The sequence below is a fragment of the Streptomyces sp. NPDC007917 genome (assembly GCF_042959105.1).
GTDB lineage: Bacteria > Actinomycetota > Actinomycetes > Streptomycetales > Streptomycetaceae > Streptomyces.
Map to the genome: position 1 here is coordinate 120,814 of NZ_JBIBKK010000028.1, position 12,152 is coordinate 132,965.

Here is a 12,152-nt window from a genome sequence, read left to right on the forward strand (position 1 = left end):
ACTGACCAGCCCGATCACCGATCAGCACCGATCAGCGATCAGCCGCTCCAGCGCCGCAGCGGCAGCGCATTCGCACGAGGAGAGCCGCATCGCCATGTCCGAGAACTTTGCATACCCCGTGGGACTGCGCCTGTCCGGGCGTCGGGTCGTCGTCCTCGGGGCCGGCCAGGTCGCCCAGCGCCGGCTGCCGGCGCTGATCGCGGCGGGCGCGGACATCGTGTTGATCTCGCCGTCCGCCACGGCGTCCGTCGAGGCGATGGCCGAGGCCGGCGAGGTGCGCTGGGAGCGCCGCAGGTACCAGGACGGCGACTTCGAGGGCGCCTGGTACGCCCTGATCACCACCGACGACCCGCAGGCCAACGCCGCCGCGTCGGCGGAGGCCGAGGCGCGCCGGGTGTGGTGCGTACGCAGCGACGACGCGGAGGCGTCCACTGCCTGGACCCCGGCCACCGGGCGCAGCGAGGGCGTCACCGTCGCGGTGCTGACCGGACGCGACCCGCGCCGCTCCGCCGCCGTGCGCGACGCCGTCGTCGAGGGGCTGCGCGACGGCACCCTCGCCGCGCCCCGGCACCGCGCCCGGGGGCCGCATGTCGCCCTGGTCGGCGGCGGCCCCGGCGACCCGGACCTGATCACGGTGCGCGGCCGCCGTCTGCTCGCGGAGGCGGACGTGGTCGTGGCCGACCGCCTGGGCCCCCGAGATCTGCTCGACGAGCTCCCTCCCCACGTCGAGGTGATCGACGCGGCGAAGATCCCGTACGGCCGTTTCATGGCGCAGGAGGCCATCAACAACGCGCTGATCGAGCACGCGAAGGCGGGCAAGTCGGTGGTCCGGCTCAAGGGCGGCGACCCCTTCGTCTTCGGGCGCGGCATGGAAGAGGCCCACGCCCTCGCCGAGGCGGGCATCCCCTGCACTGTCGTACCGGGCGTCACCAGCGCGATCAGCGTGCCGGCCGTGGCCGGCATCCCGGTGACCCACCGGGGCGTCGCTCATGAGTTCACGGTGGTCAGCGGGCATGTCGCGCCCGACGACCCGAGCTCGCTCGTGGACTGGGCGGCGCTGGCGAAGCTCCGCGGCACCCTCGTCCTCCTGATGGCGGTCGAGAAGATAGGCCCCATCTCCGCGACGCTCATCGAGCACGGCCGGGACGGGAACACCCCGGTCGCCGTCGTCCAGGAAGGCACGACCGCCACCCAGCGGCGGGTCGACGCGACCCTGGCCACGGTGGCGGAGCGGGTCGCGGCCGAGGGGGTGCGGCCGCCCGCGGTCGTGGTGATCGGCGATGTCACCGCCCTCGCCTCGGGTAACCATCGGTAACGCATCGCGTCGGCGTCATTGGCACGACCTCCAGGACAAGGCAGTATCACCCTGTGGCTGATCTCATCACCGTCGATGACCCCGACGACCCGCGGCTGCGCGACTACACGGGTCTGACCGATGTGGAGCTACGGCGCAAGCGCGAGCCCGCCGAGGGCCTGTTCATCGCCGAGGGCGAGAAGGTCATCCGGCGGGCCAGACAGGCCGGTTACGAGATGCGTTCCATGCTGCTGTCGGCGAAGTGGGTCGACGTCATGCGGGACGTCATCGAGGACGTCCCGGCGCCGGTCTACGCGGTCAGCCCCGACCTCGCCGAACGCGTGACCGGCTACCACGTCCACCGGGGCGCTCTCGCCTCCATGCAGCGCAAGCCGCTGCCCGAGGCGGAGCAGCTTCTGGAGGGCGCCCGGCGCGTGGCGATCATGGAGTCCGTCAACGACCACACCAACATCGGCGCGATCTTCCGCAGCGCCGCGGCGCTCGGCATGGACGCGGTGCTGCTCTCCCCGGACTGCGCCGACCCGCTGTACCGCCGTTCCGTGAAGGTCTCCATGGGCGCCGTCTTCTCCGTCCCGTACGCGCGCCTGGAGACCTGGCCGCGCGGTCTCGAAGCGGTCCGGCACACCGGCTTCAAGATCCTCGCCCTCACGCCCGACGAGAAGGCCACCTCCATCGACGACGCCGCGCCCCACCGCATCGAGCGCGTCGCGCTGATGCTGGGCGCGGAGGGGGACGGGCTCTCCGTGCAGGCCCTTATGGCAGCCGACGAATGGGTGCGCATCCCGATGGCGCACGGCGTCGACTCCCTCAACGTGGGCGCCGCGGCGGCGGTCGCCTTCTACGCGGTCACGGCGGGTCGCCCGCAGGACTGAAGTCGCCCGCAGGAACGGAAGTCGCCCGCAGGACTGAAGGGGAGCCGAGAGAAAGGCACCGCGCCCCGCTCACGTCATCGGTGCGGCGGCGGCGCGGCATCCTGAGACGGCGCCGTGAGCGCGGGCTTCGGCGCCCCCAGCCCGTAGGACGGCCCCTGGCAGCCCTGGGCCGCCGCGATACCCAGCGCGACCAGCAGCGTCACCACGACGAAGACGATCAGCCGCTGGCGCATCAGCCGGCGGTCCGGCCCGACCGGCCGGCGTCCGTTCCGCGATGTACGGAGCGTACGGACGGGCGGCCGCGCGCCGTTGCGCCCCGAGGGACGCGGGGGGGTCGGGCGGGCGCCGGAGTTACGGCCGGTGGAACCGGCGGACCCCGCGGACCCGGCCGAACCGGCGGACCGGCCCCCCGTGCCCGGCCCAGGGCGCGGCGAAGAGGCGCGCGGAGCCTGGGCGCGGGGCGCGGGAGGAGGAGTGCCACCGGGGCGCCGCTCCGTGCGCTGCCGCGCGTACTCCTCGGCGCGCCGACCGCTCAGCCGCTCCGACGGCTGCCGCGGCCCGGGGTGGTGCCCACCGGACGAGTGGCCCCCTGAGTGCGGACCTCCGGCGTGCTGACCTCCCGGATGCTGACCACCCGGGTGGTGACCGCCGGAGTGGTGTCCGTCGGGCTGCCCGGACCCACCGGAGCCAAGCCCCCCATGGAGGCCAGGACCACCGTGCCCCCCGTGCCCGTGAGCCTCCCGCGCCGCGATCTCCTTCAGGCGCAGGGACAGCTGCAGCGTGCTCGGCCGGTCCTCGGGGTCCTTCGCGAGACACGCGTGGAGCAGCGGCGCAAGCGCGTCCGGCACCCCGGCCAACTGCGGCTCCTCGTGCACCACCCGATAGAGCATCACCTCCGAACTCCCCTGCCCGAACGGGGAGTCCGCCATCGAGCAGTACGCGAGCGTCGCGCCCAGCGCGAAGACGTCGGTCGCGGGGGTCACCGTCGCCCCGCGCACCTGCTCGGGCGCGAGAAAGCCGGGGGAGCCGACCGCCGTGCCGACGTGCGTCAGCGTGCTGGCGCCGGTCGCCCAGGCGATACCGAAGTCGATGATCCGCGGGCCCTTGGGCGACAGCAGGATGTTCGACGGCTTGAGGTCCCGGTGCACCACGCCCGCCTCGTGCACCGCCAACAGCCCCTCGGCCAGCGCCGACCCGATGGCGGCGACCTGCGCGGCGGGCAGCGGGCCGTCCTCGTTCACCTTGTCGTGCAGGGACGGCCCGGGCACGTACTGCGTGGCGAACCACGGCCGGTCGGCCTCCAGGTCGGCGGCCACCAGGCGCGCCGTACAGCCCCCGCGGATCCGCCGCGCGGCCGAGACCTCGCGGGCGAACCGGGACCGGAACTCGCGGTCCTCGGCCAGATCCGGCCGGATCACCTTCAGCGCCACGCGCTGCCCGCGCCGGTCGGAGCCGAGGTAGACCACCCCCATGCCGCCCGCGCCGAGCCGCCGGTGAAGCCGGAAGGAACCGACGACACGCGGGTCCTCGCGCCGGAGCCGCATCATCGCCATGTCCGTCCCCTACCTCCGGTGGTAGGCCCCTTCCCAGTACCCCTGGCGGGGAGGCCCCATCCGTGCCGCCGTCTGACGTGCACAGCTTACGGATTGACGGCCCGGCGCGCTGAGAGGCCGCGCATGCGTCGGCAGATGGATTGTCAGTGGCGGGTGGAATCCTTGGAGAAGTGGGGCGGAATCGCGGCAATCCGCGCTCCGCTCCGCGATGCGAGTTCTCAAGGGACCGTCGCAGAAGGGGGATTGAGCCCGTGAAGGGTGATCGTGTGGAGATAGTCGTGGACGCCGGTGACACGACGCGGACCTATGAAGTGGTGGCGAGCCGGGCGGGCCGCAGGGTGGAGACGGCGGTGCGCCGGGGCGTGGTGGAAGTGAGCGAAGTCACCCGGAGCGGATCAGTGGTGCGCACCGCCCGTTTCATGGCCACCAGGGTGCTGGCGCTGGTCGAGCAGCCGGTGCCGAGGATCGAGGGCGAGGAGCGCGAGGAGGGCCCCCTCAGGGAAGACCCCAAGTCCTGACGGCGGGTCTCCACCCAGGGGAGTAGTCGCCCGCGCGGGACGTCATCCTCCGGGAGGCCCGGCATCGGTACGAAGGCATGACGCCGTCCCCGGTCCCCGCGCCTAATGTTGAGGTCAAGCGGCGGGCGCAGCACTCGTCCCCCGAGGTCAGACGCTCGCCGCCCCAGATGTGACAGGAGAGGGACGATGGCGGATGCGGCTGGAGGGATGGCCACCCGAGCGCGCGGGCACCGCGCGGCGGATGTGTCCGTCGGCCAGCGGTCCGGCAGGCGTCACCCGTTGGTCGCGGCGGCGATGGCGCTGCCGCCGGCCGCTCTCCTGACCATCGTGTTCGGCGGCTGGGAGGCCGTCGTCACACAGGCGTCGTCCGTGGCGGGAATGCTGGGGCGCTGAGCGCCCCAGGCCCGGGAGAGCGGCCCGGGCGGGGACATCCCGTCATCAGCCCCGTGGGGACGGGGGTGCGGCGGACGGCACGAGTGCCCGGACAGCTGGGGAGCTGTCCGGGCATCGCGCCGTTCGGGGGCCATGCCCGGGCAGAACGGGGACGCGACCTGACCTAGGATCCAGCTCGGAAGGCGCACCACGTCTGTGAGATGGGAAGCCGTGAGCGGAACCGTACGGGAGGACGTCGTCCCGCAGCTGGTCGACGTCGTCCACCACCGGTCCGCAGCGCATCACGGACCCGTCGGCGAGGCGGTCGTGCTGGCGGACCGCCACGACGCCACCGTCATACGACAGGGTCCGGTCGTCGCGAAGGCACACGACCCCGGCGCGGACCCGGGCGAGCTGGCCGTCAGGGTGCGGGTGGCCGGGCATCCGAGGTGTGCCGGCATCCTGCTCCCGCCGCTGGGAGAGCCCGAGGCGCTGCCCGGCGGGCGGCCGGTGACCCTGTGGCCGTACGGGGAGCCGGTGTCGCCCGAGCACCCGGAGGCCGCGCCGTGGGCGGAGGCCGGGGCGCTGCTGGCGCGGCTGCACTCCGTGGAGCCCGCCGTACTGCCCGGCCCGTTGCCGCCGATGCGCGGGCCCGTCAAGGCCGCCCGCGCCATCGCCCGGCTGCGCGCCGAGGTCGGTACGGGGGCAGGTACCGGGGCAGGTACGAGGGCCGGCGCGGGAGCGGCCGTGGAGGCGGTGGCGCGGGCGTGGGGCGCGCTGCCGGGCTGGGCGCGGGGCGAGGGGGCGGCGCCGCAGGGTGGCTCGTTGTGCCATGGCGATCTCCACCTGGGCCAGTTGGTGAAGTACGCCGGCTCCCCCGAACACCCGGGGCCTCCCGCCCCTTCCAACGCCCCCGCCCGCTGGCTGCTCATCGACGTCGACGACCTCGGCCTCGGCGACCCGGCATGGGACCTGGCCCGCCCCGCCGCCTGGTTCGCCGCGGGGCTGCTGGCGCCGGACGACTGGGAGCGCTTCCTGGGGGCGTACCGCGCGACGGGCGGCCCCGCTGTACGGGACTGCCACGAGGACCCCTGGGCGCGGCTGGACGTGCCCGCCCGCGCGCTGACCGTGCAGATCTCCGCGCTGGCGCTCGTCAAGGCGGCGGGGGAGGGGCGCCCGTTGGACGAGGCGGAGGAGTCGATGGTGCAGGCCTGCCTGCGCATCGCGCGGCTTGCCGGAGCGTAGGGTGAAGTCAACGCCGCCGGACGCCCGTTCCGGCAGCGCTTTTGTCTGAAAGCTGAGGAGTTGAGCGGACCATGCAGTGTCCCAAGTGCGGTGCGCCGATGCACACGTACAACCGAAATGGTGTCCAGATAGAGCAGTGCAGCGGCTGCCGGGGGATCTTCCTGGACTACGGGGAGCTGGAGGCGCTGACCCGGCTCGAGTCGCAGTGGTCCACGCAGGCTCCGCCCGTGCCCCCGGCGCCGCCGGCCGCTCAGCCGTACCCGGCCGCCCCCGCCTGGGGCGCCCCTCAGCACGGTCACCACGGGCACGGGCACGGGCACCAGAAGCACCACCGTGGTTTCGGGCACATGCTCTTCTCCTCCTGAGCGCGCCCGGCCTGAGGGCACATGGCCTGAGCGCACACGACTGAGGGCCGGGGCGAGATGCCCCGGCCCTCGGCCGATCATGTGGACGATACTGGGATTGAACCAGTGACCTCTTCCGTGTCAGGGAAGCGCTCTCCCGCTGAGCTAATCGTCCCGGGGAACCACGATGAAGATCGCGGAACCGCGGTGTGCGCGATACTGGGATTGAACCAGTGACCTCTTCCGTGTCAGGGAAGCGCTCTCCCGCTGAGCTAATCGCGCGGGCGGGCCCACAAGGGCCCGAGTGGACGATACTGGGATTGAACCAGTGACCTCTTCCGTGTCAGGGAAGCGCTCTCCCGCTGAGCTAATCGTCCGAGGTGGAGACGGGATTTGAACCCGTGTAGACGGCTTTGCAGGCCGTTGCCTCGCCTCTCGGCCACTCCACCAGACGCAGGGGCCGAAACCCCCACTCCGAGCGGACGACGAGATTCGAACTCGCGACCCTCACCTTGGCAAGGTGATGCTCTACCAACTGAGCCACGTCCGCAGGTGTCGTTTCTCCGGGGCGCTCCCGCGTCCCGGCGACGTGTTGAACTCTAGCGGATTCCGGGGCCAGCTCAAATTCCGTTTGCTCACGGTGCTCCCTCCGTTTCCGCAGCGTGCCGCAGTGGCCCGCGGCCGGCACGCCCTGCCGCCACACCGCCGGGGCGCCCGCCATAGACTCGCAACCGTGTACGAGCTCCCCCCTCTGGCCCGCTTCGGCGGCCTCGTCGCCACCGAGCTGCGTGATGTGACCAGCGACCCCGCGGCCCTGGACTCCGAGGGGTTCTGGGCGGTGGTCGCCGACTTCGAGGGCGGCCTCGTCTGCGCCCGGTTCGCGGACGTACGGCCCGAGCCCGTGCCGGCCCCGACGCCCGGCGGCTGGGCCGGTCCCGCCCCCGCGGACTGGACCTCGTCGCTGGACCGCGCCGCCTACACCGAGGGCGTACGGCGCATCCGGCGGTACATAGCGGCGGGCGAGGTCTACCAGGCGAACCTGTGCCGGGTGATGACCGCGCCGCTGCCCGAGCCGGACCGCGCCGATGTGGACGAGCTCAGCGCGCTGCTGGCCCTGGGCAACCCCGCCCCGTACGCCGGCACCGTCCGTCTGCCCGCCCACGGCGTGGAGGTCGCCACCGCCTCGCCCGAGCTCTTTCTGCGGCGGGACGGGCGGGTCGTCGAATCCGGCCCGATCAAGGGCACCGGGCGCGAGGCGTCGGATCTGCTGGAGAAGGACCACGCCGAGAACGTGATGATCGTGGACCTGGTCCGCAACGACCTGGGCCGGGTCTGCGCCACCGGATCGGTGACCGTCCCCGCGCTGTGCGCGGTCGAGCCGCACCCCGGTCTTGTCCACCTCGTCTCCACCGTGCGCGGCGAGCTGGCGGCCGGCGCGGGCTGGCCGGAGCTGTTCGCGGCCGCGTTTCCGCCCGGGTCCGTGACCGGGGCGCCCAAGTCCAGCGCGCTGCGCATCATTGAAGAGCTGGAGACGGCGCCCCGCGGCCCGTACTGCGGAGGCATCGGCTGGGTGGACGCCGACCGCGGCACCGGCGAGCTGGCGGTGGGGATCCGCACCTTCTGGATCGACCGCGCGATCGCAGGCGGCCCCGTGCTGCGCTTCGGCACCGGGGCGGGCATCACCTGGGGCTCCGACCCGGAGCGCGAATGGGACGAAACCGAACTCAAGGCCGCCCGGCTGCTCAAGGTGGCGTCGGGCGCATACCAGCCGACGGGAGGCATCGCACGATGACGCTCGCCATATGGCTCGACGGTGCGCTGCGCGAGGCCGACAGCGCACAGGTGTCCGTCTTCGACCATGGGCTGACGGTCGGCGACGGCGTCTTCGAGACGGTCAAGGCCCTCGACGGACGCGCCTTCGCGCTCACCCGCCATCTGCACCGGCTGGCCGGCTCGGCGCGCGGCCTCGGGCTGCCGGAACCGGACCTCGACGAGGTGCGGCGCGGCTGCGAGGCGGTGCTGCGCGCCAACCCGGCGCCGCTCGGGCGGCTGCGGATCACCTACACCGGAGGGGTCTCACCGCTCGGCTCCGACCGGGGCACGGCCGGTCCCACACTCGTCGTCGCGCTCGTCGAGACCGAGCGGCGGCCCGATACGACGGCGGTGGTCACCGTCCCGTGGACCCGCAACGAGCGCGGGGCGCTGACCGGCCTGAAGACCACCTCGTACGGCGAGAACGTCGTGGCGCTCGCCCGGGCCCGGGAGCACGGCGCGAGCGAGGCGCTGTTCGGCAACACGGTCGGGCGGCTGTGCGAGGGTACCGGCTCCAATGTCTTCGTGGTCCTCGACGGCGAGCCGCACACCCCGCCGCTGGCCTCCGGCTGCCTCGCGGGCATCACGCGGCAGCTCGTACTCGACTGGGTGGGGGCGAAGGAGACCGATCTGCCCTTCGACGTACTGGAGCGGGCGGAGGAGATCTTCCTGACCTCCACCACCCGGGACGTCCAGGCCGTCCACCGGCTGGACGAGCGGCCGCTGCCGGGCGCGCCCGGCCCGGTCACCGCGGAGGCGATGCGCGTCTTCGCCGAGCGGGCGGCCGACGACCTCGATCCCTGAAAACCTGGTGACGATCGCCCACAGGGCAGGTACAACACCATTCGTGACCACCACACTGCGGCCCACCGGGCCGGAACAGCGCACCGAGAACGGCGGGCGGGCCCGCTCGTACGAGGTAACCGTCAACGGCCGCCGCGTCGGCTCCCTCGACCTCGCCACCGACGAGCGGCTGGGCGCGGAGGTCGGGCGGATAGAGCGGCTGGACATCGACGCGCCGGACCGGCACCGCGGCCGCGGCACGGTCGCCGCGCTGGCCGCCGAGGAGGTGCTGCGCGGCTGGGGCTGCACGCAGGTGGCGGTGAGCATCCCGGCGCAGGCCACGGCCGGGCTTGGGCTCGCGGGGGCGCTCGGCTTCGGCGAGCGCGGCCGCAACATGGTCAAGGAGCTGAGCGAGGTGCCCGAGCTGCCGTCGGGCAGCGAGGTACGGGCCATGGGGGAGGCGGAGTACCCGGCCTGGTTGGAGCACGAGCGGGCGGGCTACATCCGCGACTGGCTGGAGCGCGGGGTGCCCGAGGAGGCCGCCCGGGCCAAGGCGGAGTCCGCCTACGCGACCCTCCTGCCGGACGGGCCCGCGACGCCCGGCGCCCTGCTGCGCGTCCTCGCCCACCACGGCGCGGACGTGGGCACCATATGGGTCGCGGTGCGCCCGGAGGAGAGGGAGGAGACGGAGGACGCCCTGGAGGCGTGGGTCTACGGCGTCGAGGTCGCCGAGGAGCACCGCGGCCACGGCCACGGCCGCACCCTCATGCTGGCCGCCGAGCGCGACGGACTGGCGGCGGGGGCCCGCACGATGGCGCTGCACGTCTTCGGCGGCAACACCCCGGCCCTGCGGCTGTACGAGTCGCTCGGCTACCGGCCGACCCAGTACCACCTCTACAAGCAGCTGCTCTGAGCCCGCGGCCGCTCTGTCCCCGGGCCCCGGCTCACCCGGCGAGCAGCCGGTCGGCGATCTCCTCGATGCGCTCGCGCAGGCCCTCCTGGCTCTTCCCGCCGTCCAGCCGCTCGCCGCCGATCACATACGTCGGGGTGCCGCTCACCCCGATCGCCTTGCCCTCGGCCTGGTCCGCGTCCACGATCAGGATGTGCCGCCCGTCGATCAGCGCGGTGTCCATCTCCTCGGCGTCGAGACCCAGCTCCCGCGCCACCTCCACCAGCAGCACCTCGCCGCGCGCGCCCAGCTCCTCGGCACGGGCCAGGACGGCCTCGGCGTACGGCCAGCCGCGGCCCTGCACGATGGCCTCCTCGAGGGCCTGGGCGGCCGCGTGGGCGTGCTTGTGCCTCTCCAGCGGGAAGTGCCGTATGCGGATCTCCAGGGCGTCGCCGTACCGGGCGCGCAGCGCGTGCAGATCGGCCAGCGAGCCACGGCAGTCGGGGCACTGGAGCTCGCACCACACATCGAGCACGAGGGGTTCGGCGCCCTGGCCGGCGGCGGCGCCGGGGGAGGGGCGGTCAGGCTGGGGGTCGCTCATGGGGTCAGTCTTCCAGCCCGGAGCCGCCTCCTCCGAATCAGGACCGGGCGCCTCGGCCCGGGAGGGCCGCGACGCGGACTCGGCCCAGCGACTCGGCCCAGGGGAGGAGCCGTCCCCCGGAGATGTCCCTGATCCTCACCTCCGGGAAGGCCGGTATGCCGCAGTCAGGGTGCACGATGGATGTCCAGGACCCGACGACCCCCGGTATCCGATCGCCAGGAGGACCCCGATGCTGACCGACACCGTCTGCGCCGCGGCGTCCGCGGCGGGCCTCGCGGTCGCCTTTGTGACGGCTTACCGCAAGCGTTTCCTGGCCGCGACCCGCATCGCCGCCTATGCGCTGCTGCCGGTGGGGCTGGCGATGACGGGCATCCTGGACTGGATCGCCGACCTGGTCTTCAAGCCGAGCGTCTGGCTGGGCTTCGGGGTGCTCGGCCTGTCCTGGCTGCTGTTCATGGTGACCCGGGCGGTGGAGCGCCGGGGCGGTGGCACCCGCAAGGAGCGGCGCGCAGCGGCGGCGGAGCGGGGCGGGGCGGCGGCCCCCGCGCTGGGCGCGGGTGGCCGGACGCGGGGAGCCAGGGGCGCGGCCAAGTCCGGAGGCAGCTCGGGCACGGACGACTTCGCGGATATCGAGGCCATTCTCAAAAAGCACGGAATCTGACGCCCAACCGGTCAATAACAGCTCTCCGGTCGCAGGCGGGGTCCCCCTACGCCATGATCTTCCGCGAGATGCTGCAATCACCCGGGGAGCGATCCCCTATCGAAGGACCCCCCGCACCGCCGAGCGAAGAGCCGCGTGGCTGTCTCTTCGCCCTTTCCCAGCCACCGCTGATGCTCTTCCTCGCGTTCATAGGCACCCTGCTCGTCGTCACCGCCGTCCACGACCTCTACCGGTGGTGACCGCCTCCGCCCGCACCGCCTCCGCCCGCACCGCCCCTGCCCGTACGGCCGTCGGCTCGGCCTCAGCCCGCGGCCGCCTCCCGGCGCCGGGCGCGATAGGCGGCCACATGCAGGCGATTCCCGCAGGTGCGGCTGTCGCAGTAGCGCCGTGAGCGGTTGCGCGAGAGGTCGACGAAGGCGTGCCCGCAGTCCGGTGCCTCGCAGCGCCGCAGCCGCTCCCGCTCTCCCGCCACCACGAGGAACGCGAGCGCCATGCCGCCGTCGGCGGCAAGGTGCTCGGCCAGGGACGCCCCGGGGGCGAAGTAGTGCACATGCCAGTCGTAGCCGTCGTGGTCGGTGAGCCGGGGGGTGGTGCCGGCCGCGGCGACCATCGCGTTGAGCAGTTCGGCGGCGCGCCGGGAATCGGCCGCGGCGAAGACCTCGGCGAACCGGGCGCGCACCGCCCGTACGGCCACCAGGTCCCGCTCCCCGAGCGTGCCGACGTCGCTGATGGCGTGCTGCGCCACGAAGCGGCGCAGCGCGGCGACGTGCGCGAGGCCGTCGGGGCCCTCGCCTTCGGGCGTGGTGTTCACCAGAGCGACGACCGCGTCGAGCGCGCACCGGGTGTCGTGGTTGATCAGCACGCTTGGCTCCCTGGCCGGCCGGATCGGAGGCTGCTGCCGCCTGCCCTTCGATCTGACCGACTCTAGCGGCGTCACCCCCCATGTGTGACAACTACGGCCCGTATGACAACCACCTGTGACAAGTGGTGACCGCTGGCCACGTTGATCATCGGCAGCCCTCGGCAGCCCCCGGCGCCGGCCGGTGACGCCGTACGAGACGGCGGTGGGGGGGGGGGGGGGGGCGCCGCCCCCCCGCCCCCCCCCCCCCCCCGGGGGGGGGGGGGGGGGTGGGGGTTGTTTGAGGTTGTGGTTGGGGGGGTGAATGGCGGGGGGGGGCGGGCCGGGG

General features: G+C 73.5%; 14 protein-coding genes and 5 tRNA genes. 11 read left to right on the forward strand and 8 right to left on the reverse strand.

Going from position 1 to position 12,152, the window contains the following annotated elements; all coding sequences use genetic code 11:
• The first annotated feature begins 94 nt into the window (after nucleotides 1-94).
• A complete protein-coding gene (gene cobA, locus ACFZDL_RS38035) occupies nucleotides 95-1,315 on the forward strand; it encodes a uroporphyrinogen-III C-methyltransferase (protein WP_353591557.1) in 1,221 nt (406 codons plus the stop codon).
• 53 nt (nucleotides 1,316-1,368) lie between these two features.
• On the forward strand, nucleotides 1,369-2,187 hold the full coding sequence (locus tag ACFZDL_RS38040; protein WP_353591556.1) for an RNA methyltransferase: 819 nt from the start codon (nucleotides 1,369-1,371) through the stop codon (nucleotides 2,185-2,187).
• A gap of 74 nt (nucleotides 2,188-2,261) precedes the next feature.
• On the opposite strand, the gene ACFZDL_RS38045 is transcribed toward ACFZDL_RS38040, so the two are convergent.
• Nucleotides 2,262-3,740, reverse strand: coding sequence for a serine/threonine-protein kinase (locus tag ACFZDL_RS38045; RefSeq protein WP_353591555.1), 1,479 nt, complete (start codon nucleotides 3,738-3,740; stop codon nucleotides 2,262-2,264).
• Nucleotides 3,741-3,991: 251 nt separating this feature from the next.
• Here ACFZDL_RS38045 and ACFZDL_RS38050 point away from each other — a divergent pair, with 251 nt between their 5' ends.
• The 4 genes from ACFZDL_RS38050 to ACFZDL_RS38065 all read left to right on the forward strand — a co-directional run bounded on the left by ACFZDL_RS38050 (nucleotide 3,992) and on the right by ACFZDL_RS38065 (nucleotide 6,240).
• Nucleotides 3,992-4,258 carry a hypothetical protein gene (locus tag ACFZDL_RS38050; RefSeq protein WP_353591554.1) on the forward strand — a complete coding sequence of 89 codons (267 nt, stop codon included), beginning with the start codon at nucleotides 3,992-3,994 and terminating at the stop codon, nucleotides 4,256-4,258.
• A 186-nt stretch (nucleotides 4,259-4,444) separates the two neighbouring features.
• Nucleotides 4,445-4,651 carry a hypothetical protein gene (locus ACFZDL_RS38055; protein ID WP_391193520.1) on the forward strand — a complete coding sequence of 69 codons (207 nt, stop codon included), beginning with the start codon at nucleotides 4,445-4,447 and terminating at the stop codon, nucleotides 4,649-4,651.
• A 210-nt stretch (nucleotides 4,652-4,861) separates the two neighbouring features.
• Nucleotides 4,862-5,875, forward strand: coding sequence for a phosphotransferase family protein (locus ACFZDL_RS38060; protein ID WP_391193521.1), 1,014 nt, complete (start codon nucleotides 4,862-4,864; stop codon nucleotides 5,873-5,875).
• 71 nt (nucleotides 5,876-5,946) lie between these two features.
• The gene (locus tag ACFZDL_RS38065) at nucleotides 5,947-6,240 is read left to right on the forward strand and encodes a zf-TFIIB domain-containing protein (RefSeq protein ID WP_353591553.1); all 294 of its coding nucleotides are present in this window, start codon (nucleotides 5,947-5,949) and stop codon (nucleotides 6,238-6,240) included.
• A gap of 82 nt (nucleotides 6,241-6,322) precedes the next feature.
• Here ACFZDL_RS38065 and ACFZDL_RS38070 read toward each other — a convergent pair.
• The 5 genes from ACFZDL_RS38070 to ACFZDL_RS38090 all read right to left on the reverse strand — a co-directional run bounded on the left by ACFZDL_RS38070 (nucleotide 6,323) and on the right by ACFZDL_RS38090 (nucleotide 6,769).
• Nucleotides 6,323-6,394 (reverse strand) — tRNA-Val (locus ACFZDL_RS38070).
• A 35-nt stretch (nucleotides 6,395-6,429) separates the two neighbouring features.
• A tRNA-Val gene (locus tag ACFZDL_RS38075) sits at nucleotides 6,430-6,501 on the reverse strand.
• Nucleotides 6,502-6,524: 23 nt separating this feature from the next.
• A tRNA-Val gene (locus tag ACFZDL_RS38080) sits at nucleotides 6,525-6,596 on the reverse strand.
• A gap of 1 nt (nucleotide 6,597) precedes the next feature.
• Nucleotides 6,598-6,668: transfer RNA gene (locus tag ACFZDL_RS38085), tRNA-Cys, on the reverse strand.
• Between the two features lie 28 nt (nucleotides 6,669-6,696).
• Nucleotides 6,697-6,769: transfer RNA gene (locus tag ACFZDL_RS38090), tRNA-Gly, on the reverse strand.
• 183 nt (nucleotides 6,770-6,952) lie between these two features.
• Between ACFZDL_RS38090 and ACFZDL_RS38095 the strand changes: the two genes are divergently transcribed.
• The 3 genes from ACFZDL_RS38095 to ACFZDL_RS38105 are packed head-to-tail and all read left to right on the forward strand — an operon-like array spanning nucleotide 6,953 to nucleotide 9,727.
• Nucleotides 6,953-8,011 carry a chorismate-binding protein gene (locus ACFZDL_RS38095; protein WP_353591552.1) on the forward strand — a complete coding sequence of 353 codons (1,059 nt, stop codon included), beginning with the start codon at nucleotides 6,953-6,955 and terminating at the stop codon, nucleotides 8,009-8,011.
• Nucleotides 8,008-8,835, forward strand: a complete 828-nt coding sequence (locus ACFZDL_RS38100) for an aminodeoxychorismate lyase (protein ID WP_353591551.1) — start codon at nucleotides 8,008-8,010, stop codon at nucleotides 8,833-8,835. Before ACFZDL_RS38095 ends, ACFZDL_RS38100 begins: the two co-directional genes overlap by 4 nt.
• Nucleotides 8,836-8,878: 43 nt before the next feature.
• Nucleotides 8,879-9,727: a GNAT family N-acetyltransferase gene (locus tag ACFZDL_RS38105; RefSeq protein WP_353591550.1), complete on the forward strand. Its 849-nt coding sequence runs from the start codon at nucleotides 8,879-8,881 to the stop codon at nucleotides 9,725-9,727.
• Nucleotides 9,728-9,758: 31 nt separating this feature from the next.
• Here ACFZDL_RS38105 and ACFZDL_RS38110 read toward each other — a convergent pair whose 3' ends face one another.
• Complete coding sequence (locus ACFZDL_RS38110) at nucleotides 9,759-10,304, reverse strand: DsbA family protein (RefSeq protein WP_353591549.1); 546 nt, start codon at nucleotides 10,302-10,304, stop codon at nucleotides 9,759-9,761.
• 229 nt (nucleotides 10,305-10,533) lie between these two features.
• Here ACFZDL_RS38110 and ACFZDL_RS38115 point away from each other — a divergent pair, with 229 nt between their 5' ends.
• Entirely contained in the window at nucleotides 10,534-10,965 is a 432-nt protein-coding gene (locus ACFZDL_RS38115; protein ID WP_353591548.1) for a hypothetical protein, read from the forward strand.
• 68 nt (nucleotides 10,966-11,033) lie between these two features.
• A complete protein-coding gene (locus tag ACFZDL_RS38120; protein ID WP_353591547.1) occupies nucleotides 11,034-11,204 on the forward strand; it encodes a hypothetical protein in 171 nt (56 codons plus the stop codon).
• A 62-nt stretch (nucleotides 11,205-11,266) separates the two neighbouring features.
• Here the strand turns inward: ACFZDL_RS38120 and ACFZDL_RS38125 are convergent, their stop codons facing one another.
• A complete protein-coding gene (locus ACFZDL_RS38125; RefSeq protein ID WP_353591546.1) occupies nucleotides 11,267-11,827 on the reverse strand; it encodes a CGNR zinc finger domain-containing protein in 561 nt (186 codons plus the stop codon).
• Between the last annotated feature and the right edge of the window lie 325 nt (nucleotides 11,828-12,152).